This is a genomic window from uncultured Campylobacter sp., assembly GCF_937890585.1.
Lineage (GTDB): Bacteria > Campylobacterota > Campylobacteria > Campylobacterales > Campylobacteraceae > Campylobacter_A.
Window position 1 is genome coordinate 1 of record NZ_CALACG010000013.1, and the last position, 20,498, is coordinate 20,498.

General features: G+C 41.3%; 24 protein-coding genes and 2 pseudogenes. 15 read left to right on the forward strand and 11 right to left on the reverse strand.

Going from position 1 to position 20,498, the window contains the following annotated elements:
- The 3 genes from Q0296_RS00245 to panC form a co-directional block, all read right to left on the reverse strand.
- A partial coding sequence (locus Q0296_RS00245; RefSeq protein WP_298035597.1) for an ATP-binding protein occupies positions 1-255 on the reverse strand: 255 nt, incomplete at its 3' end.
- Positions 252-1,562, reverse strand: coding sequence for a 30S ribosomal protein S12 methylthiotransferase RimO (gene rimO / locus Q0296_RS00250; protein ID WP_298035598.1), 1,311 nt, complete (start codon positions 1,560-1,562; stop codon positions 252-254). The genes rimO and Q0296_RS00245, both read right to left, overlap by 4 nt.
- A gap of 2 nt (positions 1,563-1,564) precedes the next feature.
- Positions 1,565-2,386 (reverse strand): pantoate--beta-alanine ligase, encoded by an 822-nt coding sequence (gene panC, locus Q0296_RS00255; RefSeq protein WP_298035599.1) that lies wholly within the window; start codon positions 2,384-2,386, stop codon positions 1,565-1,567.
- Between the two features lie 120 nt (positions 2,387-2,506).
- Between panC and prfB the strand changes: the two genes are divergently transcribed.
- Positions 2,507-3,607: a peptide chain release factor 2 gene (gene prfB, locus Q0296_RS00260; RefSeq protein ID WP_298035600.1), complete on the forward strand. Its 1,101-nt coding sequence runs from the start codon at positions 2,507-2,509 to the stop codon at positions 3,605-3,607.
- A gap of 72 nt (positions 3,608-3,679) precedes the next feature.
- Positions 3,680-3,916, forward strand: coding sequence for a hypothetical protein (locus tag Q0296_RS00265; RefSeq protein WP_021085456.1), 237 nt, complete (start codon positions 3,680-3,682; stop codon positions 3,914-3,916).
- Positions 3,917-4,012: 96 nt separating this feature from the next.
- On the opposite strand, the gene Q0296_RS00270 is transcribed toward Q0296_RS00265, so the two are convergent.
- Positions 4,013-4,564, reverse strand: a complete 552-nt coding sequence (locus tag Q0296_RS00270; protein WP_298035601.1) for a tetratricopeptide repeat protein — start codon at positions 4,562-4,564, stop codon at positions 4,013-4,015.
- A gap of 78 nt (positions 4,565-4,642) precedes the next feature.
- Between Q0296_RS00270 and Q0296_RS00275 the strand changes: the two genes are divergently transcribed.
- Genes Q0296_RS00275 through Q0296_RS00290 form a run of 4 tightly spaced genes read left to right on the forward strand, consistent with a single transcriptional unit; the run spans position 4,643 to position 7,603 of the window.
- Complete coding sequence (locus Q0296_RS00275; protein ID WP_012139947.1) at positions 4,643-4,960, forward strand: hypothetical protein; 318 nt, start codon at positions 4,643-4,645, stop codon at positions 4,958-4,960.
- The gene (locus tag Q0296_RS00280; protein ID WP_298035602.1) at positions 4,957-6,297 is read left to right on the forward strand and encodes an NAD(P)/FAD-dependent oxidoreductase; all 1,341 of its coding nucleotides are present in this window, start codon (positions 4,957-4,959) and stop codon (positions 6,295-6,297) included. The genes Q0296_RS00275 and Q0296_RS00280 overlap by 4 nt, the downstream gene beginning before the upstream one ends.
- 10 nt (positions 6,298-6,307) lie before the next feature.
- Positions 6,308-6,967 carry a tetratricopeptide repeat protein gene (locus Q0296_RS00285; protein ID WP_087582363.1) on the forward strand — a complete coding sequence of 220 codons (660 nt, stop codon included), beginning with the start codon at positions 6,308-6,310 and terminating at the stop codon, positions 6,965-6,967.
- Positions 6,968-6,979: 12 nt separating this feature from the next.
- Complete coding sequence (locus Q0296_RS00290) at positions 6,980-7,603, forward strand: tetratricopeptide repeat protein (RefSeq protein WP_298035603.1); 624 nt, start codon at positions 6,980-6,982, stop codon at positions 7,601-7,603.
- A gap of 43 nt (positions 7,604-7,646) precedes the next feature.
- Here Q0296_RS00290 and Q0296_RS00295 read toward each other — a convergent pair whose 3' ends face one another.
- From Q0296_RS00295 to Q0296_RS00315, 5 genes and pseudogenes are all read right to left on the reverse strand, one after another.
- Positions 7,647-7,961 carry a winged helix-turn-helix domain-containing protein gene (locus Q0296_RS00295; protein WP_298035604.1) on the reverse strand — a complete coding sequence of 105 codons (315 nt, stop codon included), beginning with the start codon at positions 7,959-7,961 and terminating at the stop codon, positions 7,647-7,649.
- A gap of 285 nt (positions 7,962-8,246) precedes the next feature.
- Positions 8,247-8,783 carry a hypothetical protein gene (locus Q0296_RS00300; RefSeq protein WP_298035605.1) on the reverse strand — a complete coding sequence of 179 codons (537 nt, stop codon included), beginning with the start codon at positions 8,781-8,783 and terminating at the stop codon, positions 8,247-8,249.
- Entirely contained in the window at positions 8,776-9,297 is a 522-nt protein-coding gene (locus tag Q0296_RS00305) for a hypothetical protein (protein ID WP_298035606.1), read from the reverse strand. The genes Q0296_RS00300 and Q0296_RS00305 overlap by 8 nt, the downstream gene beginning before the upstream one ends.
- Positions 9,294-10,298, reverse strand: coding sequence for a hypothetical protein (locus Q0296_RS00310; protein ID WP_298035607.1), 1,005 nt, complete (start codon positions 10,296-10,298; stop codon positions 9,294-9,296). The genes Q0296_RS00305 and Q0296_RS00310 overlap by 4 nt, the downstream gene beginning before the upstream one ends.
- A gap of 342 nt (positions 10,299-10,640) precedes the next feature.
- Positions 10,641-11,657, reverse strand: a pseudogene (locus Q0296_RS00315) (bifunctional 2-C-methyl-D-erythritol 4-phosphate cytidylyltransferase/2-C-methyl-D-erythritol 2,4-cyclodiphosphate synthase); the annotation flags it as partial.
- Between the two features lie 150 nt (positions 11,658-11,807).
- Between Q0296_RS00315 and thiC the strand changes: the two are divergent.
- From thiC to Q0296_RS00360, 9 genes are all read left to right on the forward strand, one after another.
- The gene (gene thiC / locus Q0296_RS00320) at positions 11,808-13,106 is read left to right on the forward strand and encodes a phosphomethylpyrimidine synthase ThiC (RefSeq protein ID WP_298035608.1); all 1,299 of its coding nucleotides are present in this window, start codon (positions 11,808-11,810) and stop codon (positions 13,104-13,106) included.
- The gene (locus tag Q0296_RS00325) at positions 13,100-14,200 is read left to right on the forward strand and encodes an Mrp/NBP35 family ATP-binding protein (protein ID WP_298035609.1); all 1,101 of its coding nucleotides are present in this window, start codon (positions 13,100-13,102) and stop codon (positions 14,198-14,200) included. Before thiC ends, Q0296_RS00325 begins: the two co-directional genes overlap by 7 nt.
- Before the next feature lie 148 nt (positions 14,201-14,348).
- Positions 14,349-14,615: an ACT domain-containing protein gene (locus tag Q0296_RS00330; RefSeq protein ID WP_002939508.1), complete on the forward strand. Its 267-nt coding sequence runs from the start codon at positions 14,349-14,351 to the stop codon at positions 14,613-14,615.
- A 9-nt stretch (positions 14,616-14,624) separates the two neighbouring features.
- Positions 14,625-15,962, forward strand: coding sequence for a PFL family protein (locus Q0296_RS00335; protein ID WP_009294468.1), 1,338 nt, complete (start codon positions 14,625-14,627; stop codon positions 15,960-15,962).
- 24 nt (positions 15,963-15,986) lie between these two features.
- Positions 15,987-16,394: a hypothetical protein gene (locus Q0296_RS00340; protein ID WP_298035610.1), complete on the forward strand. Its 408-nt coding sequence runs from the start codon at positions 15,987-15,989 to the stop codon at positions 16,392-16,394.
- A gap of 39 nt (positions 16,395-16,433) precedes the next feature.
- Entirely contained in the window at positions 16,434-17,123 is a 690-nt protein-coding gene (locus Q0296_RS00345; RefSeq protein WP_298035611.1) for a cytochrome-c oxidase, read from the forward strand.
- Positions 17,124-17,280: 157 nt separating this feature from the next.
- Entirely contained in the window at positions 17,281-17,733 is a 453-nt protein-coding gene (locus Q0296_RS00350; protein WP_298035612.1) for a hypothetical protein, read from the forward strand.
- A 220-nt stretch (positions 17,734-17,953) separates the two neighbouring features.
- Entirely contained in the window at positions 17,954-19,153 is a 1,200-nt protein-coding gene (locus Q0296_RS00355) for a tetrahydrodipicolinate N-succinyltransferase N-terminal domain-containing protein (protein WP_298035613.1), read from the forward strand.
- Positions 19,154-19,164: 11 nt separating this feature from the next.
- On the forward strand, positions 19,165-19,647 hold the full coding sequence (locus tag Q0296_RS00360; protein WP_298035614.1) for a hypothetical protein: 483 nt from the start codon (positions 19,165-19,167) through the stop codon (positions 19,645-19,647).
- A gap of 128 nt (positions 19,648-19,775) precedes the next feature.
- On the opposite strand, the gene Q0296_RS00365 is transcribed toward Q0296_RS00360, so the two are convergent.
- Positions 19,776-20,207: a gamma-glutamyl phosphate reductase gene (locus Q0296_RS00365; RefSeq protein WP_298035615.1), complete on the reverse strand. Its 432-nt coding sequence runs from the start codon at positions 20,205-20,207 to the stop codon at positions 19,776-19,778.
- A gap of 1 nt (position 20,208) precedes the next feature.
- Positions 20,209-20,498, reverse strand: a pseudogene (locus Q0296_RS00370) (peptidoglycan-binding protein); the annotation flags it as partial.

A 20,498-nucleotide genomic window follows, 5' to 3' on the forward strand; every position in this document is an offset into this window, starting at 1 on the left:
GTTTTTTTCAAAATTTGACTTACCTAAATTTACGCTTTTTATGTAGATTTTTTTGCCAAATTTGCTGGCAAGCTCTTTGGCGCTTTCAACTTCAAATTTGCTCTGCTCTCTGGCGTTGTGATCGACTATGGCTAGATCAAACTTGACCCCAGCCTCTTCTAAAATGTAAAAAAGTGCAGTGCTATCGATGCCGTGCGAGAAGGCAAGTAGGTTTGCGCCCAAGCTTAGCCTATCAAGCACATTTTGGCTTATCATTTTGCTTTTTTGATGATGGTGGCGACTAGTTTTTGATCAACCACGTCGCTGACCTTGCAAAGATAAAGAGAGCCGATCTCAAGCTCTTTTACGTCGCTTTCATTTATCAAAATTTCGCCGTCTATATCTTTGTCCCAGATATCTTTTTTGGCTGCGTAAAACATCTCGCCCTCGCTGCTAATGCCCTCAAGCGATGCGTAAATTTGCTTGCCAAGCTCTTTTTGCAAGCTCTCGTTTATAGTTTTTTTAGTGATCTTTTCTATCTTACTTAGCCTTTTTGAGATGATTTTTGCTGGGATTTGCTCCATTTCAAAAGAGGCTGTGTCTTCTTCTTTTGAGTAGGCAAAGGCGGAAATTCTATCAAATTTAAACCCTTCTAAAAACTCGCAAAGCTCATCAAAATCCTCCTCGCTCTCGCCTGGGTGTCCCACTATGACGCCAGTTCGTAAGAATGAATTTTTGGCATTTCTCATCAAATTTAAAAGCTCTTTTATCTTTTTAGCACCACTTCCACGCTTCATTATCTTTAGCATATTTTCGCTGATGTGCTGGATGGGCATGTCAAAGTAGTTGTGAAAGATAGGCGAGGCGATGATACGCTCTATTAGCTCTTTGCTGGTCGTGCTTGGGTAGAGATAAAGTATCCTAGCGCTTCTTACGCCTTCTATCTTTTCTATCTCGTCTATTAAATTTATTAGTCCGTCGCTAATGCCGTGATCACGCATATATGAGCTTGAGTCTTGTGATAAAAAGCTAAAGTCGTAGTAGCCTTTTTTGACTAGATTTTTGACCTCATTTACGATGTTTTCAAGCGAGCGTGATTTTAGCTTGCCTTTAAATGTCGGTATCGCGCAAAAGCTGCACTTTTGGTTGCAGCCCTCTGAAATTTTGATGTAGGCGTGGTAGTTTGAGCCAGTTATTACGCGCTCTTCGTTTGCCTGCAGATAGGTATCTGGGCTAAATAAATTTTGCTTTTTCAAGATGATCTCGTCGATCTTGTCATAATCAGCCACGCCGGTAAAGAGATCAACCTCTGGCAGTTCTTTCATCAGCTCATCTTTGTAGCGCTGCATAAGACAGCCAGTCACGACTAGCAAAGAGCCATTTTTACGAGCTTCGTGCATCTCAAGGATGGTTTGTATGCTCTCTTCTTTGGCGGATTTGATAAAGCCACAAGTATTTACTATTATGACGTCTGCGTCGCTGATATCGTCCGTGATATCGTAGTTTTGCAAGCGTCCTAGCATGATCTCAGCATCAACTAAATTTTTATTACAACCAAGCGAGATTAGATGAAGTTTTGGCATTTTTAGATCCAGATGTTGTCTATTAGCCTAGTTTTGCCTACAAAGGCGGCTACTAAGATGATGGTGTTGCCTTTTTCTACCTTTGAAATTTCGTTTAAATTTCTATCTGTAACCGCGACGTAATCGACCTTTAGTGGCTCAAGCACCTCAAGCATATTTGCTTTGATCTCGCTCGCTTCTTCTTCGCCGTTTTGGATCAAATTTTGCGCTTTATTTAGTGATCTTGAAAGCCTTAGCGCGTTGCATTTATCTTCATCGCAGATATAGACGTTTCTGCTTGAAAGTGCTAGGCCGTCTGGCTCTCTAACGATATCGCAGGCAACTAGCTCGATGTTTAGGAAAAATGTCTTTATCATGTTTTGCACGATGATGAGCTGCTGGGTGTCTTTTTTGCCCATATATACGCTATTTGCACGAGTTAGGCGAAATAGCTTGTTTAGCACTCTTAAGACGCCGTCAAAGTGTCCTGGTCTAGTTTTGCCCTCTAAAATAGTCGAAAGCTTCTTTGGAGCGACGATGAGAGGCTCATCTTCAAAGTAAAGCTCTTTTTCGTCTGGTATAAAGATAGCGCTAACGCCGTTTTGCTCGCAAATTTGGATGTCACTTTGCTCTTTTCTTGGGTATTTTTCTAGGTCTTCGCCTGGTAGAAATTGAGTTGGATTTACGAAAGTTGAGATGATGCTTATCTCATTTTGGCTGACACATTTTTTGATAAGACTAATGTGTCCGTTGTGAAGTGCGCCCATTGTTGGGACAAAACCGATCTTGCCGCTTGCGTTTGAGACAAATTCCTCAAGTTCTTTTATAGTTCTTATGATTTGCATATTTGACTCTTTTTATCTAAATTTTAACTTGGCATTGTAACAAAAAAGGATTAAAAGGGCGTAAATTTAAAAATGTAAGCAACTTTTGGCTAAAATCGGCAAAAATTTATGGAGAAAAACTTGGATAGTTATGAATACAACGAGCTTTTAAAGAAGCTACAAACAAAAGTTGAAAACATAGGCTCTATCGTAAAGCCTGATGATATCAAGGCTAGGTTAAAAGAGATCGAGGCCATAGAGCAAGACCCTGATTTTTGGCAAGATATCGCTAGGGCTGGGGCACTAAACAAAGAAAAGACAAAAATTTCAAACATGCTTGCTAAATTTAGCGACGCTCATCAAGCAGTTAGCGACGCAAAGGAGCTTTTTGAGCTAGCAAATTCTGAAAATGACGAGGAGACTATAAATTCTCTCTTTGAAGATGCTAAAAATTTAGATGAAAAGATAGTAAATTTAGAAATTTCTATGCTTTTAAGTGGCGAGGATGACGGCAAAAACGCGATCGTATCGATCCACCCTGGAGCTGGCGGCACTGAGAGCAACGACTGGGCGAGCATGCTTTATAGGATGTATCTTAGATTTTGCGAGCGTGAGGGCTTTAAGGTCGAGACTTTGGACTTTCAAGAGGGAGAAGAGGCAGGGCTAAAGGATGTGAGTTTTATTGTAAAGGGTGAAAACGCCTATGGATATTTCAAAGCAGAAAATGGCATCCACAGGCTCGTTCGCACAAGCCCATTTGATAGCGCAGGACGCCGTCACACAAGCTTTTCTAGTGTCATGGTAAGCCCTGAGATAGATGATGATATAGAGATCGAGATCGAAGAGAAAGATCTAAAGATAGACACTTATAGAGCCAGTGGCGCAGGCGGTCAGCACGTAAATAAGACTGAATCAGCCATACGTATCACGCACATACCAACAGGCATCGTCGTGCAGTGCCAAAACGACCGCAGTCAGCACAAAAATAGAGCCACAGCGATGAAGATGCTAAAGTCACGCCTTTACGAGCTTGAGCTGATGAAACAGCAAGAGGCTAGTAACAGCGTCGAAAAGAGCGAGATCGGCTGGGGTCATCAGATAAGATCATACGTGCTTTTCCCATATCAGCAGGTAAAAGACAACCGCAGCGGCGAGGCATACTCGCAAACTGACGCGATACTTGATGGCGATATCAAAAAGATGATAGAGGGCGTATTGATCGCTCAGAAGGCGGATGCGTAGGAGCTAAAATATAGCTAGCTGTTAAATTTATACGTTAAAATGCTATAATTACAAAAACAAAAAAGGAAGAGAATGCCAAAATTGGACGAAGCCAAAGAGCGCTTGGGCATGCTAAAATTTTGGCTCGGAATTTTTGTTACAATACTGGTTGGTCTTATTAGCTGGATTTTTACTCACTATAAGGACTATGCCGACAAGCTAGAATTTTATAGTGTTTGCATGTGCGCAGCTCTTTTATTGATTTTGATATTACTTGGCAATGCAAAGTCTAAAAAGATATTAAAAGAGATAAAAGATTTAAAAAAATAAAGGATAAAAATGGGAATTTTTGTATCTGTTCTTATGATAGCAAGTGTAATTTTGATCGGATATTCGGCTTTAAATTCTGTCGAAACTAATTAAGAGCTAAAATTTCATCTCATTTAGCTTTGTGCAAGCCTCTTTTTTACCTTTAAAGCAGGCTTCATCAAGATAAATTCTTGCTTTTTTATAGTCATTTTTGCCAAGGTAGATGAGCCCAAGATCGTAGCTAGCCTCGCCTGAGCCAAGGCTTGTGGCTTTTTCATAAAAATATATCGCTTTTTCTAAATTTTTATTGACCCCAAGGCCGTATTCGTAGATGTATCCAGCGCTTCTTAGACCATCTATATTGCCGTATCTGCCAGCTGTCTCAAACCAAAAAAGTGCCCTTAAGATATCTTTGCTAAAGCCTTTGCCGTCACGAAAACAAACGCCAGTTTGCTGCATGGCTAGGACATTGCCATCTTTTGCGTAGTCGTAAAATCTCTTGCAAGCTTTTGGGTAGTTGCCTTCATTATATAGATAGATGGCGTCTGCTATCTGCTCTACTTCAGGATCAAGTGGTGGCTCGCTAAGACCTAAATTTTGTGAAATTTGCTCTGCCGAACAGCCCCAAAATAGCAAAAAGCTAAATAGAAAAATGATAAATTTTTTCATATTTGTCCTTGAAAATTTAGGCGATTTTATCGAATTTTATCTTATAATGATCGCAAATTTTAAGCAAAAAGGAACGATATGGATCATAACGCACTTTTGACACAGCTTGGCTACAACATAGATGAAACGACCACTGAGCATATGCGTAGAATTTTAAACAACACTGACGGCCTTTTGCCAAAGAGTGTGATCGAGCTAAACGATCATTTAAAGCCACACCTTTGCTTTGTAGCTATGAGCGGGAGCGAGGATAGGTTAAAGATAAAAAACGTTGCGACCGTCAAAGAGATAAAAGAGCGAGTTGATGAGATCATCAAAAGCTGGGCAAATAAATACAAAATGGATATCAAAAAGATAAACGAAACTACATACTACATAATAGGAAAAATTAAATGAAATATGACATTGTTATTATTGGATTTGGTAAGGCTGGCAAAACGCTAGCTGTAAAGGCTGCTGCGCTTGGCAAAAAGGTCGCGCTAATCGAGAGATCGCCAAAGATGTATGGAGGCACTTGCATAAACGTGGGCTGCATACCGACAAAGCGTCTAATCACAGCTTCAAAAGAGGCGATATATGCAGACAATAGCGTTGAAAACGAGTATTATACGCTTAGCATCGAAAACAAAAATAAGCTAATCTCAGCTTTAAATTCTAAAAACTACGCGATGCTAAATGATAAAGAAAATATCGATGTGATCGATGGTGTTGGCTCGTTTAAAGATAAAAATAGCGTCCTAGTTACAACCTCAAACGGCGAGCAAAAAGTCGTTGAAGGCGAGTTTATCATCATAAACACTGGCTCAAAAGAGGCGTATGCACCATTTGAGATAACAAACTCAAACGTCTTTTCAAGCAAAACTTTGCTTGATCTAAAAACTATGCCAAAGCATCTTGTCATCGTTGGAAGTGGCTTCATCGGCATCGAGTTTGCATCGATGTTTGCAAATTTTGGCTCAAAAGTGACCATCGTTGGACGCTCACCACTGCTAAAAAACGAAGATGAAGACATAGCTAAAAGCGTAAAAGATGCGCTAAGCGTGCAAGGCATCGAAATTTTAGAGGGCTGCGAGATAGAGAGCCTCAAAGACAATGCGCTAAATTTCAAACAAGATAATAAAGATAGGATCATCAAGGCAGATGCGTTCTTGGTGGCGCTTGGCAGAGTGGCAAATTTAGATGATCTAAATTTAAAAGGAGCTGGTGTCGAGCTAAATGAAAAAGGCTTTATAAAGACAAATGAGCGCCTTCAAACAAATGTGTCAAACATCTACGCAGTGGGCGACGTGCGCGGCGGAGAGCTTTTTACCTACACTAGTTTGGATGATTTTAGGATAGTTTTCTCGCAAATTTTTGGCGACAAAAAACGCACTACACAAAACAGAAGCATCCATGCAAACGTGCTATTTACTGACACTCCGCTAGCAAGAGTTGGCGTAAATGCAAAAGAGGCTAGCAAGCTTGGGCTAAATTTCAAAGAGCTAAAGCTTAGCATGGCAGCAGTGCCAGGAGCAAAGGTGCTAAATCACGATGTGGGTATGCTAAAAGCGATCGTTGAAGCAAGTAGTGGCGAAATTTTGGGGGCGAGCTTTCACTGCATCTACGCAAATGAGATCATAAACGAGATCGCGATCGCTATGAATTTAAAAGCAGATGCAAATTTCTTTAAAAACCAAATTTTCACTCACCCAAGCATCAGCGAAGCCCTAAATGACTTGTTTGGACAATACTAAAAGGACAAAAATGAAAAAATATCTACTACTTTTAACTGCTCTATTTTTCACAGGCTGCTTAAACGTGATCGGTATCGGGGATACGCCAAAGCAAGATGACTCATGGCAGCAGCCAAAGGACGAAAAGGTGGTGCAAAACAAAGAGCAAATTTCAAAAAATGCGATCGATCTTTTAACACCAAAGTGCGAGAGTGGCGATGCTGAAGCTTGCAATGACTTGGGTGTAAATTTTGAGCTTATGAAAGAGTATGACAATGCTTACGCAAACTACAAAAAGGCTTGCGATGCGAAGGTGCAGCTTGCTTGCTCAAACCTTGGCACGCTCTATGAAAACGGTCTTGGCGTGAAAAAAGATCCAAAAAAAGCGGTCGAAATTTATAAGGATAGCTGCAATAGTGGCGGTGTGCAAGCTTGCTATCATCTAGGCAACGCCTACCGCAAGGGTGAGATCGTAAAACAGGACTACTATCTAGCGATGGAGGCCTACACAAACGCTTGCAACGCTGGAGATCTCCCAAGCTGCGCAAATATCGGCGCTATGTATGAGCTAGGTCTTGGTATGAACAAGGACGAAAAAAGAGCTTATGGAATTTACAAAGTCGCTTGCTTTCGCGGTCTAAACAAGGCGTGCCCACAGATGAAAAGACTAGGCGCAAAGCTTGGCATGTGAGTAGGAAAATAAGTGAAAAAAGTTTTAAATTTTGGGCTTATCGTAGCTGCTAGCTTTATGTTAAGTGGCTGCTGGTCGTGGCAAAAGATGGTGAGCTTTGGCTTTTGGCAAAGTGATGAGGAGGCTAGGGCGGAGCGTCTTGAGCTTGAAAAAGAGAAGATGGTGCAAAACTGCGAGAGCGGAAATAGCATCGACTGCAACAACCTAGCAGTAAATTTTAGCAACGAAAAGGACTTCGTAAAGGCAAAAGGCTACTACGAAAAGGCTTGCAATGCTGGGCTTGCAACTGCTTGCTCAAATTTAGGTCAAATTTATGAGCAAGGGCTAGTTGATGAGCAAAAAGATATCGAAAAGGCTCTAAAGCTTTATAAACTAGCTTGCGATAGTGGCGACGGCGTTGGCTGCTACAACGAGGCAATGGGGCTAAAGTCCTACATCGAAAGCGAAAATTTAAAAACTCATAATATAGATAGAAACAAGGCTGAGGCTAGGGTGCTAAAGCTTTTGGCAAAGAGCTGCGAGCTTGAGTATGCGCAGTCGTGCTTCTTGCTTGCAAAGCTAAGCGGCGATGAAACAAAGGCGGACGCACTTTATAAAAGAGCCTGCCAACTTGGCAAATGCGTGGATAAAAGGTAAGAAAATGTGTAGCTTAAATTTATAAAGCTACACAAAGTTAAATTTAGTTTGATCCGCTAAGTTTATATCCTACACCTGAGATGTTTTTGATGAGGTCGGCGTCGGTTTTTGCCCCTATTTTTTTGATAGTCATTCTAAGCGCTTCGTTACTCATCGGCTTCTCGCTCCAGACGTAGTTTTCTATCACTTCATAACTTACAACTTTTTCTATATTACTCACAAGTAAAAAGAAGAGTTTTGCCTCATTTTTTGACATCTGCACCTCTTCGCCATTTTTAAAAAGCTGTTTGCTTGTCATATCGTATTTATAAATTTCTTTAAATTTGATCCTATTTTCAAAAAGATCTTTTGTTGCCATCATGTTCGTGATTTGAAGCTCTCTTTAATGGTGGTTACATGTCTAAGTATATAGTGATATCAGCCTCACCTATCGAGTAAGAGTATGACATGGCTTGGTGTGATATTTTGACTTAGAAGCTTTTTATATAGTTTTACAACCTTGCTTTGTGCGCCAGCGCCTGCGTGTAAGAGCATGTTTGGTACCTTGCAACAGTGGTGGTGGCTCTAGCTGGTTTTTGTATCCATGCCTTTGTTAAGGGCACAGCAATTTTAAATTTGATGCGGAGAAATTTATTAAACTTGGTTACTTTAACCCAAAAACTTTTATGTTAAAAGTTGTGTGGATTTTGTCGTTTTCGCCCTTCATAACAATAGGAAATTCGGCTTTTATGATGCTATCGTAGCTGCTAAGTGCGTCTAAAAAGTCATAGAATTTCTGCGGGGTTTTAAGTGAGCTGGTGACATTTAGGCGGTATCTAAAGAACTTCTCAGTTGCGTTATTTTCGCCTTCTTCTATCTTGCTAAGGCTTACCTCGCTAAAAAATTGCGATGCGAAATTTATAAATTTATCCTTATCAAAAGCTGAATCATAGGCCAAGATGATAGCACCATCTTTTTGCCTTGTCGCTTCAAGTGCTTTAAATTTAGCTTCAAATTCGTTTTTTACCTTCGTGTATGATGAGGTTTGCGAGTAGTTTTGTCTTGAGAGGCTTTTAAATTCTTTTATATTTGGCACGATAAAGCCAAATATCATAATGAAGCAAACTATGATAAAAGCAAATATAAAAAGTAAAAGCTTTACTGGGTCGATTTTTTCTAAGCTCGTATCTTTTTTACTCATTATATCCCTCAGAATTATCAATCTTATTTGTGCTTATAAAGCCGTACCAGCCGTTTTTGCTCTGATAAAAGCTAGTGTTTGACGTGGTGAAAATCGACCTTAGCGGCGAGGCTAAGAGCTGGTTAAAGACATCTTTTGTTGGCGTTATACCGCGGATGATGAGCGAGTTTTTATCCATAAAGACCTCTTCAAGCGTGATGCTATCAGGCACAAGGTCGAAAAGGTTATGCAGGCTTTGCTTTAGGATAGAATTTGACGTAAAGATATCGTTTGCTGAGTCTATCTGCACGGCAAGTTTGGCTGAAATTTCATCAGTATCAACTATCTTTTGACTAAGCTCTTTTTGCTCGTTTGCTAGAAATTCTATATTTTTTTTGGTTGAGTAGTTTTTATAAACGATGAAGAAATTTGCCACCAAAAGCACTACAAAAACAAAGCCTATGAGGCTTAGCCAGAGCTTACTAAAGATAGATAGAAGCGGTCTTGGTTCTGGAGTGATGAAGCTAAATTTCATAGTGTTATCTCTTCTTGCATGATCTCATTCATGATGTGATTTGTGTTGATCGGATAGCTTGATGTCTCCACAAATAGCTCTGATTGCAGGTATTGTAAAAAGGTCGCGCTTGTTTTTGTGTTTTCAAAAACGATGATTTGCTCGATAAAATCGCCACCGTAGATTGGATTTTCATAAAATTCTTTCATAGCCTTTGCAATGTAGTCAAACATCTTCATATCGCGCCCAAAGATCGCTACTGATTTCTCGACATTGCTCGAAGCTGGCATGTTTAGCTCGTAGTTTAGATCTTCAAATTCTTTTGGTTTATCATCGCTTAAGAAATCATCCAAGCTCTTAAAATCATCAAGCGCCGTTGCGCCATCTTCTTCTTTGACGATAAGGTTGTCGATGTCTGTTATATCCTCTTCTTTTAGGCTTTCGATCTCTTCGTTGCCCTCTTCAGCGTCGCTCATATTTAAAAACGTCGAGAGCTTCATCTGCTTGTCTTTAAATATCGCAAGTGCAAAAGAGTGCGAGTGGATGTAGAGATATAGCGTAGTTTTGGGTGAAATTCCACGCTTTAAAAGCTCGTGAAAGAGCAGGGCGATAGGCGAGTAGATAAGATCGACACTACCTTGCCCAAAGAGGTTTTTGTATCTTCTTATAGCGTTTAAATTTGCATATATGCTCCAGCTATCTTGCATCACAAGGCTGGTTAAATTTTGCGTGTTGATGTTAAATTTTTTGTACTCGTCAAAGTTAGCAGTAGGCAGCGCACCTTGTGAGTCGTCGTTAAAAAAGAGCGAAACATAGACGCTAAAATAAGCCTTTTCTTGCTCTTCTATGTATTTTATGACCTTTTCATCGACATTTTCGATGCTTATGTCTGTAAATTTAGCATTTGTAGTTTTTATGAGCTTGCCGTTTCTAAAGACCTGACCGTAGAAAATGCACTCATTGCCCTCGATCACGACGCTTAAGAAAAGGTTTGAAAAAAGCTTTTTGATGCTAAAAGACATAACTCTCCTAAATTTAGTGCATTATTTTTGATATGTTAGCTAAAAAGGGATTAAATAAGTTTAAAACAGCTCATTTTTGAGCTTAACAAAAACCTCTTTTGTGCTTAGTGCTTCGCTTTTTAGGCTATCATCAAGCAAGGCAGAATTTCTTAAGCTCTCAAAATCCTCTATCATCACGTCACACATCATTTTGATGCGCTCTCTATCAGCCTTGCTGACGCCACTTTGGCTCATTTTTTTGATGCGCTCCACATACTCTTTGCCGTTTTTTATGTATGAGCTAAATTTTATCGCTGCCTTGCTTTGATTAAGCGTGGTAGCGGCCATTTTGTTATAGGCGTCAAGATCAAGGGCTTTTTGGCTTAAATTTAGAGCCTGTGCGATGTTTGCCTCCATTTTTGATTTTAGCTTTGAAAGTTTTGGCTTTTGCGCCATTATCGTGATATCAGCGTTTGTTAGCACAAAGCCCACACTTTGCACCCTTTTATAAGCTTCTTGCAGCAGATAAATTGAGCTAATATCTTTAAATTTAGCGTCCGTATCAGGAAAAAGTTCGCCTATGTCGCCAAGCCCAGCAGCTCCCAAGATGGCGTCTGTTAGCGCATGAAGTGCCACGTCGCCGTCGCTGTGAGCCTTTAGCCCAAACTCATAGTCGATCTTTTCGCCACAAAGCACAAGCGGACGGCCCTTTTCAAACTCATGCACATCAAAGCCGTTACCTACAAAGACCTCATTTTCTGGTGCTTTTAGGGCTGAAATTTTGGCAAGATCCTCTTTAAAAGTGATCTTTCTAGCCATCTCATCACCCAAAATGTGCCAAACGCTTGCGCCAATGGCTCTCATAGCCGAGCTGTCATCTGTGTAAATTTCGCCGCTACTAAGAGCCTTTTTAAGAAGCGCTGTGCGCGAGAGCTGTGGTGTTTGGATAAGTTTTACCTTTTCTCTGTCGATTGCATTTTCGCCAAGATAGGCAGTGTCAGCGATCTTTAGTGCAGGGACTACGCAGTCAGCCTGAGTGGCCGCCTCGATGATCTTGTGAAAGAGCTCGCTTGATATACAAGGGCGCGCGATGTCGCTAACTAGGACAAATTCGCTATTTACAAGCTCAAGTGCGTTTTTTAGGCTATCTTGCCTTGTCTCGCCGCCATCAACAAATTTATAATTTGGAGCAAATTTAGACATGTACTTGCACTCTTTGCTAACGACGATGATCTCTTTAAATGTGTAAAAGTTACTCAAATTTTTAGTGGCAAATAGCCAAAGTGGATCGCTGCCGATGCGAAGCCATTGCTTCTTTACAGGTAGCTCAAAACGACTGGAATTTCCTGCTCCAAGCATTATAAGTGAGATATCAAGCAAGGTAGCTCCTTTGAAGATTGTTACGGAATTATACATTCTAAAACTTGAAAAAATCTTTTTAAAAAAGAGTAGAAATTTAGATTTATTTAGTTAGTTCAAATATAAAAAGGACTAAAATTAGCTTTTTTATAAATTTTTAAAAGGTTACTCATGAGAGAAAAGACGCAGATGTACTATGCTAGGCGTGGTGAGCTCACAAAGGAGATGAGCTATGTGGCAAAGATCGAGGGAGTGAGCGAAAATTTAGTGATGGACGAGGTGGCAAACGGCAGGATCATTATCCCAGCAAATGTAAATCACGCAAATTTAAAGCCAATGGGCATAGGCAGAAAACTAAAGACAAAGGTCAATGCAAATATCGGCAACTCAAGCCTAAGTAGCGACATTTGCGCAGAGCTTAGAAAGCTTGAAATTTGCTTAGAATTTGGCGCTGATACGGTTATGGATCTAAGCACGGATGGCGATCTAGACGCTATTAGAAGTGCCATCATAGAGCACTCAAGCGTGCCTGTGGGTACTGTGCCGATGTATGAAATTTTAAAAGAGGCAAAAGAGGTTACAAATATCACAAATGAACTAATTTTAAGCGTGCTAGAGAAGCAAGCAAGGCAAGGGGTTAGTTACTTTACGATACACGCTGGCTTTTTACGTGAGTTTTTGCCGCTTGTTAAAAAGCGTAAAATGGGCATAGTTAGCCGTGGTGGTAGTTTAACTGCAAGCTACATGTCAAAGCTAAATAGGCAAAATCCATTTTATGAAATTTTTGATCAAATTTTAGAAATTTGCGCTAAATACGACGTCTCGCTCTCGCTTGGCGACGGACTTCGCCCAGGTTGCCTTTATGATGCAACAGACGAGGCACAGCTTAGCGAGCTAAAGGTGCTTGGAGAGCTAACACTTCGTGCGTGGCAAAAAGATGTGCAGGTGATGATAGAGGGCCCTGGTCATGTGCCATTAAGTCAAATTGAGTATAATATAAAAATCGAACAAGAGCTCTGCCATGACGCCCCATTTTACGTACTTGGGCCACTTGTTAGCGATATCGGCGCGGGGTATGATCATATCACATCAGCGATAGGTGGCACGATGGCGGCATATCACGGCGCTAGCATGCTTTGCTACGTGACGCAAAAAGAGCACCTAGGACTACCAAATGAAAATGACGTAAGAGAGGGCATCGTAGCTCACAAGATAGCAGCCCATGCCGCAGACGTCGCACTTGGCAAGGCTGGAGCTATCGAAAAAGACCATGCGATGAGTGACGCGAGATATGCATTTGACTGGAACAAGCAGTTTGAGCTTAGCTTTGATCCAAAAAAGGCAAGAGAGCTTCACGATGAGAGCTTGCCAGAAGATGCGTTTAAGAGCGCTCATTTTTGTTCGATGTGCGGACCAAAATTTTGTGCATATAAAATTTCAAAAGATCTAGAAAAAGGAGAAAAATGTTAAATAAAGAAGAGGTCTTAAATAGACTAAAAGGTGTCATATATCCGGGATTTGAGAAGGATATAGTTAGTTTTGGCTTTGTAAAAAACGTGGAAATCGGCGAGAAAATTACAATCGAAGTCGAGATCGTTAGCTCAAGCTCTGATGTGGCAAACGAGCTAAAAACGGACGTCAAACGTGTTATGGGCTCAAATGAGTACGTGCTAAATTTGATCCAGCCAAAGATACCTGAGGAGAAAAGTAACACTCAAAGTGGCAAAAATATCGCGCCTCAAGTTAAAAATTTCGTAATGGTAAGCTCTGGTAAAGGCGGCGTTGGCAAATCAACCACAACTCTAAATTTAGCCATCTCAATGGCAAAACTAGGCAAAAAAGTGGGAATTTTAGACGCTGACATCTACGGACCAAATATCCCAAGAATGCTTGGCGAAGTAAATACCCAGCCACAAGTCGTTGGCAACAAGCTAAAGCCGATACTTAGCCACGGCGTGGAGATGATGAGTATGGGCGTTTTGATGGAAGAGGGCATGAGCCTTATCTGGCGTGGCTCGATGATAATGAAAGCGATCGAGCAGCTGCTAAGGGACGTGCTTTGGAGCGAGCTTGATGTATTGTTCCTCGACATGCCTCCAGGAACGGGCGATGCGCAGCTAACTCTAGCTCAAAGCGTGCCAGTAACGGCAGGTGTCTGCGTCACAACACCTCAAGTAGTAGCACTTGATGATAGTAAGCGTGCGCTTGATATGTTTGAGAAGCTTCACATCCCAATCGCTGGCGTCATCGAAAACATGAGCGGCTTCATCTGCCCAGATAACGGCAAAGAGTATGACATATTTGGCAAAGGCACGACTGAAGAGGTGGCAAAGGCTTACAACACTCAAATTTTAGCTGAAATTCCTATCGAGCCAGCTGTTAGAGTGGGTGGCGATAGTGGCAAACCAGTTAGCTTCTATGAGCCAAACTCAGTCACTGCAAAACGCTATGAGAGCGCAGCTGCAAGGCTTTGGGAGATAATAGAAAATATAAATAACGGCGGCGGGGCTGATAACTCAGCGATCCAGCCAGTAAATGACGGCAAGAGTGCTTGCTCGAAGTAAATTTACAAAAGATAAAATTTAGAGCAAATTTTAAAATTTGCCAGTTTAAATTTGGCTATCAAAATTTGGCTTTGCTTGGTGCAGGGCTTAAATTTTGATAGCCAAAACGCACTTTATATAGAAAATTTAAAATTTAACAGGAGAAAAGATGAAAGCGATCGTAACCGTAGTCGGAAAAGATAGAGTTGGCATCGTTGCTGGCGTCTCAGCAAAGCTTAGCGAGCTAGGGCTAAATATAGATGATATAAGTCAGACTATTTTGAGCGACTTTTTCACGATGATGGCGGTGGTTTCAAGCGATGAAAATAAGGACTTTACAGCCTTAAGAGCGGAGCTAGATAAGCTTGGAGAGAGCCTAAAAGTAAAGATAAATATCCAAAGCTCAGCCATTTTTGATGCGATGCACAAAATTTAAGGACAAAAGATGGATATCAAAAATGTAACCGAAACTATCTCGATGATCGAGGAGCAAAATTTTGACATCAGAACGATCACGATGGGCATTAGTTTGCTTGATTGCATCGACCCTGACATAGGCAAAGCCTGCGACAAAATTTACGCAAAAATCACCACTAAAGCCAAAGACCTAGTTCGTGTAGGCAACGAAATTTCCGCTGAGCTAGGCATACCAATCGTCAATAAAAGAGTGAGTGTGACGCCTATCTCGATAATCGGCGCCGCAACGGACGCAAAAGACTACGTGATGATCGCAAAGACGCTTGATAGGGCGGCTATTGAAGTTGGTATTGATTTTATAGGTGGTTTTTCGGCTTTAGTTCAAAAGGGCTATCAAAAGGGCGATGAAATTTTGATAAATTCTATCCCGCAAGCACTAGCACAAACCGCAAAAGTGTGCTCAAGCGTCAATGTCGGCTCAACAAAAAGTGGTATAAATATGAGCGCAGTGCGTGACATGGGACGTATCATAAAAGAGACGGCAGCAGCATCAGAGATGGGCTGTGCGAAGCTCGTGGTTTTCGCAAACGCAGTCGAGGACAACCCTTTCATGGCAGGAGCATTTCACGGTGTGGGCGAGGCTGATGTGGTGATAAATGTCGGCGTTTCAGGCCCAGGCGTCGTAAAAAGAGCGCTTGAAAAAGTGCGTGGCGAGAGCTTTGACGTGGTGGCTGAGACTGTGAAAAAGACGGCGTTTAAGATCACTCGTATCGGTCAGTTAGTTGGTCAAATGGCGAGTGAGCGCCTTGGGGTTAAATTTGGTATCGTCGATCTCTCCCTTGCTCCAACTCCAGCTGTTGGCGACTCAGTGGCTAGAGTGCTTGAGGAGATGGGACTTGAGGCTGTCGGTACGCACGGCACGACTGCGGCACTTGCTCTGCTAAATGACGCAGTCAAAAAAGGTGGCGTCATGGCGTGCAATCAAGTGGGCGGCTTAAGTGGTGCGTTTATCCCAGTCTCAGAAGATGAGGGCATGATAGCTGCAGTGCGCGCGGGATCGTTAAATTTAGAAAAGCTTGAAGCGATGACGGCGATATGCTCGGTAGGGCTTGATATGATCGCCATACCTGCAGATACGCCAAGCCAGAGTATAGCTGCGATGATCGCTGATGAGGCGGCTATCGGCGTTATAAATCAAAAGACAACGGCCGTTCGTATCATACCTCTTGGACGTGAGGGCGATATGATCGAGTTTGGCGGTCTTTTAGGAAGAGCGCCTGTGATGAAGATAAATAAGGCTTCAAGTGCCGACTTTATCGCTCGTGGCGGACAAATTCCAGCACCTATTCATAGTTTTAAAAACTAAAATTTTTAAAAGGATAGTTATGAAATGAAAGCAATTGGACTATTTTTTGTGATTTTGCTTTTATCTGGTTGCTCAGTGTTATATCCATTTTATAGCAAAGAGATGAAATTTGAAGCAGCAGGTCTTGGCAAAGATGGTATCTATAGATCAAAATTTAATAACGATGAAGATACTCTTATTAAAATGACATCAGCTAAGACAAAAGAGGGCGAAAAATACCGCATAATATACACTTTATGCATCCCAAGTGATTCTACGCAGACTGATTTTTACATTGGTGATAAGTTTGTAGCAAAGTATGATTGCTCAAAAATGTATTGTGAGCCAAACAATGACCTGGACGATATAGTCGTAGAGTGGGTTGATCCTGAGAGAGGAGTATTTTTAGGCGGTATAAAATTAAACAATTTACGGCTAATAAAGGCGTATTAAATTTAGCAATCTAGAAAATTTACACATTAAGGAGTTCAGATGAAAATTTTGGGATTTTTAGCGGCACTTTGCCTTGGTATTGGAAGCGCAGCAGCAAACGACGGCAAAGTAAGAAGTATCGACATCTACGTCACGCCTTACTACTCAGCAAACGCTGGCAAGGTGGAATATGTCAAGGTCTATGACAAGATAGATGAGCTACTAAAAAGTGGCAAAGTAGAGGACTTTAAAAAGGCAGAAAAGATCGTGCAGGACGCTTCGCAGTTAGTTAGTCCGATAACTCTTTTTGTTCTATCAGCTCGCGCATACGATCTTGGACTTAGCGATGATGCGGTATTTTGGTTTTATGCGGCAAAAAATCGCGCGATCTTGCTAAGAGGTGTTATAGACATGGAGGGTGAGAAATTTACTGACGTGGTGGCTGCGATAGGGGCGTTTATGAAGCTTGTTGGCGACGTGGTCAATCCTTATGCATTTTGCGATATCAAAAAACAACAAGAGATCGCTGATAAAGCGCTTGAATGGACTAAGAAAAATGTCTATGAAGCGATGTTTTCGCCAGAATTTAGCTCGCCTCACGAAGATAGAAAAGCAGCCCTTGCAAAAGGCATAGAAAAGCTTGAAGTCCGCAATAAAAAAGAGAAAGATTATTTTTTAGACAAAGACAATCTTGCTAACTTTAAAACTATGCGCAAGCAAAATGGCACTGATGAGAAATTTTGCTTTTAAATAGCGAGAAAAACTGAAAATCTGCTTGTAAATTTAGCTTTTGCTTTATTCTAAAAGGACAAATTTACAAGCTATTTCTATTTTAGCTCACGATAAATTTGCTTAAATTTGGCTCTTTTTCATAAGAGTAGCAAAATCACAAAAGTGAGAATAAAAAATGACTTTGAAATTTGGCGAGCTTGAAAAAGTCGCGGTAGATGATGGTTTTATTTGGTACGCGCAGCTGGAGCTAAAAAGCGAGAGCTTTGGAGAAGTGCCGTTTTGCCTTGTCCGTAAAGACGAGAGTGGCGTTGATGATGAGACTACTTTGCTAGCAGAGCGAATTGCCAGTGATATCGATCGGCACGTAAAAGAGGCGCTTGTCTTTTTAAAAGATGAGCTTAGGCGAGAGCATTGTTTGAGTGATGATGAGCTTAGCTTGCTTGACGTACCAGTTTGTGACCTGCCCTTTAGCTCGCCGCAATGTACTTTTTATGCGCGTGATAAGCAGTGGTTGATGAGCTTTGCCGAGGGTGCGCTTGATATTTGTGAGCCTTATGGTATAGGGGTGATTTTTGAGGATGAAAAGCCGCTTCGTTTAGAAAATTTAGAGCTTAGCAAAGAGTGCTAAATGTTTAAATTTGAAGGTAGCTTAAATTTACACATAAAGAGCTGGACAAATTTGAAATTTATAAGCCTTTTGGCTGTGAGTTTAGAAGTGCTGGAGGATTTTTTAAGTCTAGCGCCCAAAGTCGCTTGGATTTTATTTTTTACTAACTTTTTAAACGTCCAAAATCATAATTTCTTTAGCCATTTTTAGCTAGACTAAGAAAAAAATTAAAGGAGAATAGATGTCTAAAGAGTTCAAAAACGCAAACGAATTTAAGGAATTTTTTGAAGAATTTAGAAAAAAAGATGGTTACAAAGATCCAGTTGCTTTTGGCATCGCTAGGGTAGATCGCGGACAAAAAAATGCAGATAAAATTTTGCAGGCAAGTTACGCCGTTGTAAATTACAAAGAGAGCTTTTTAAGCGCGTCTGCCTTTATCTATGCCTTGCAAAAGTGCGATGTTGAGGTTGATTTTAGCGCACCTGAGTTCGTAGCCGATCTAACACCAAAGGTAGCAAAAAAAGCTAGCAAGCTCTTTAGCGTCTTTGAAAAAGATATAAAATCACACAAAAACGTGGAGAATTTACACGCTGTAAAGATGGCATTTGATGACGATCTTGAGCTAAATGAGAATAAATTTAAGCTTGTATTTTTGTTCGATGACGCAAAGCCACTTAGCGTGGAGGCCGTCTATCTCAAGCTTTACTTGATCTCACTTGGCAAGGTCGCACCTAGGACGATCGTGCTTGATGGAGCCTTTGGGGTGTTACCAAATGTCGCATGGACTAGCCAAAACATCCCGATCGAGCTTGAATGGCTAAGAGAAAATGAAATTTCTCTAAAGATGTTTGGCGAGTATCCAGCGATCGTGAGCGTGGATAAATTCCCAAGATTTTTAAGTCACATCATCCCAGCTGATAACACGAGAATTTTAGACGCTGCCAAAGTCCGCATGGGCGCTGCTGTGCATCCTGGCACGGTAGTCATGCCAGGGGCTGCTTACATCAACTTTAACGCAGGCACGACTGGCGGCGTCATGGTCGAGGGCAGGGTCAGCAGCTCTGTCGTAGTGGGCGAGGGCAGTGACGTTGGTGGCGGAGCTAGCATACTTGGCGTGCTAAGCGGCACAAATGGCAACCCTGTAAGCATCGGCAAACACTGCTTGCTCGGCGCAAACTCAGTCACTGGCGTGCCACTTGGTGATAACTGTATCGTGGATGCTGGTATAGCGGTGCTTGAGGGCACAAAGGTCTATATCTCAGTAAGCGAGCGCGAAAAGCTAGCTAAGATAAATCCAGAGTTTAAATTTGAAGCTGAAATTTACAAAGCACTTGAGCTTGGCGGACTAAACGGACTTCATTTTAGGCAAAATAGCCAAACAGGACAGATCACCGCGAGTGCGAGCAAAAGGGCGATCAAGCTAAATGAGGCACTTCATTAAAAGGAGCTAGCATGAAAGTTGGCATTTTGATGTTTGACAAGATAAATTTGTTAAGCTTTGCCAAAATTTATGATTTTTTGCATAAATTTGAAGGTTTTAACATCAAAACCTACGCTCTAAAGCCTGAGATAGTCGATGAATTTGGCATTAGACTTCATCCTGAAATTTACGCTGAGAGCCTTTATGGCGTGGATATCTTGGTCGTGCCAGATGGTGTTGGGGCGCTTGGACTTAGATATGACGAGATATTTTTAAGCTGGATAAAAAGCTCGGCGAGCGCGAAATTTAAGATCGGCTTTGACCTTGGCGTGCTCATCCTTGGTGGGGCTGGATTTTTAGAAGACAGAGAGGGCTGCATAAGGGGCGGATACAAAAACGCGCTGAGTGGCTACTGCGAGGTAAATGACGCTAAGATGTGTGAGAGCAGGGGCGTGATAAGTGTTAGTGAATTTGATGACGAGATCAAAGAGCAGCTAATAAAGATACTAATTTAAACACTAAAAATAAATGTATTTAAAAGCAGATCTTGTGTATCAAGGGTCATAATTTTTGATTCTTTGTAGAATTTTATAAGTAATTGTTGAGAGTTGGAATAATATTTCTGGGCAAATTTGCCCAGAAATTATCTATTTAGTCTGTAATCTCTATAGTCTCTGTTACCATCCTTATAGCCGCGTCTATATCCGCGTTCAAAACCATCGTCGTAGTTGTCACCATCGTAGTATCCTCCGCGGTAACCACGCTGAAATCTATCAAATCTTTCGTACTCATTTTGATAGTATGGGCGGTAGTTAGGTGGGTATGGCGCATAGTTTGGGTCTACTGGATAGTAGCCATTTATGTGGCAGCTATTCTCATCGAAATTTTCTATTCCATGGCGAAATTTATAGCTTTCGATCTTTTTCTCAAAACTATCCATACTTCTTACATCACCATAGAATTTAGCCATTTCTCTTTGACCTATGAGGCCACAAAGCCTTGTCTCAACCTTTTTTTCATAACTACTAGCTACTAATAACGTAAATGAGCAAAGCAAAATGGCTAGATATTTCATCTTATTCTCCTACTTTTAGACTTCCACCCTTGCCAAGTCCACCTTTTACGGTTTGTGCCTTATAGTCTTTTAGGGCAACTACCAGTTGATTCATTGAATCAAGAAAGGCATTTACAAGTGTTTTTCCCTCAGGAGTTCTTGAGTATGCACCAAGTCCAGCACCAAGAGAAGCGCCAGCGCCGCCACCCATACCAAAGAAGTTTGTGCTTTCAGCTGTTCCAACTGCAGCAGCTAGCTGAACGCCAGAGCGGTTTTCTATAAGAACCAAGGTAGTTTGTGTCTCTTTTGTAG

Coding starts and splice junctions, on each gene's coding strand:
- Q0296_RS00300 (WP_298035605.1), bottom strand. CDS start 8,783: ATGAGTAAAAAAGATACGAGCTTAGAAAAAATCGACCCAGTAAAGCTT.
- Q0296_RS00285 (WP_087582363.1), top strand. CDS start 6,308: ATGAAAAAATATCTACTACTTTTAACTGCTCTATTTTTCACAGGCTGC.
- Q0296_RS00270 (WP_298035601.1), bottom strand. CDS start 4,564: ATGAAAAAATTTATCATTTTTCTATTTAGCTTTTTGCTATTTTGGGGC.
- Q0296_RS00345 (WP_298035611.1), top strand. CDS start 16,434: ATGAAAATTTTGGGATTTTTAGCGGCACTTTGCCTTGGTATTGGAAGC.
- Q0296_RS00335 (WP_009294468.1), top strand. CDS start 14,625: ATGGATATCAAAAATGTAACCGAAACTATCTCGATGATCGAGGAGCAA.
- Q0296_RS00265 (WP_021085456.1), top strand. CDS start 3,680: ATGCCAAAATTGGACGAAGCCAAAGAGCGCTTGGGCATGCTAAAATTT.
- Q0296_RS00305 (WP_298035606.1), bottom strand. CDS start 9,297: ATGAAATTTAGCTTCATCACTCCAGAACCAAGACCGCTTCTATCTATC.
- Q0296_RS00350 (WP_298035612.1), top strand. CDS start 17,281: ATGACTTTGAAATTTGGCGAGCTTGAAAAAGTCGCGGTAGATGATGGT.
- Q0296_RS00310 (WP_298035607.1), bottom strand. CDS start 10,298: ATGTCTTTTAGCATCAAAAAGCTTTTTTCAAACCTTTTCTTAAGCGTC.
- panC (WP_298035599.1), bottom strand. CDS start 2,386: ATGCAAATCATAAGAACTATAAAAGAACTTGAGGAATTTGTCTCAAAC.
- Q0296_RS00330 (WP_002939508.1), top strand. CDS start 14,349: ATGAAAGCGATCGTAACCGTAGTCGGAAAAGATAGAGTTGGCATCGTT.
- Q0296_RS00275 (WP_012139947.1), top strand. CDS start 4,643: ATGGATCATAACGCACTTTTGACACAGCTTGGCTACAACATAGATGAA.
- Q0296_RS00365 (WP_298035615.1), bottom strand. CDS start 20,207: ATGAAATATCTAGCCATTTTGCTTTGCTCATTTACGTTATTAGTAGCT.
- Q0296_RS00360 (WP_298035614.1), top strand. CDS start 19,165: ATGAAAGTTGGCATTTTGATGTTTGACAAGATAAATTTGTTAAGCTTT.
- Q0296_RS00295 (WP_298035604.1), bottom strand. CDS start 7,961: ATGGCAACAAAAGATCTTTTTGAAAATAGGATCAAATTTAAAGAAATT.
- Q0296_RS00325 (WP_298035609.1), top strand. CDS start 13,100: ATGTTAAATAAAGAAGAGGTCTTAAATAGACTAAAAGGTGTCATATAT.
- Q0296_RS00355 (WP_298035613.1), top strand. CDS start 17,954: ATGTCTAAAGAGTTCAAAAACGCAAACGAATTTAAGGAATTTTTTGAA.
- Q0296_RS00340 (WP_298035610.1), top strand. CDS start 15,987: ATGAAAGCAATTGGACTATTTTTTGTGATTTTGCTTTTATCTGGTTGC.
- Q0296_RS00280 (WP_298035602.1), top strand. CDS start 4,957: ATGAAATATGACATTGTTATTATTGGATTTGGTAAGGCTGGCAAAACG.
- rimO (WP_298035598.1), bottom strand. CDS start 1,562: ATGCCAAAACTTCATCTAATCTCGCTTGGTTGTAATAAAAATTTAGTT.
- thiC (WP_298035608.1), top strand. CDS start 11,808: ATGAGAGAAAAGACGCAGATGTACTATGCTAGGCGTGGTGAGCTCACA.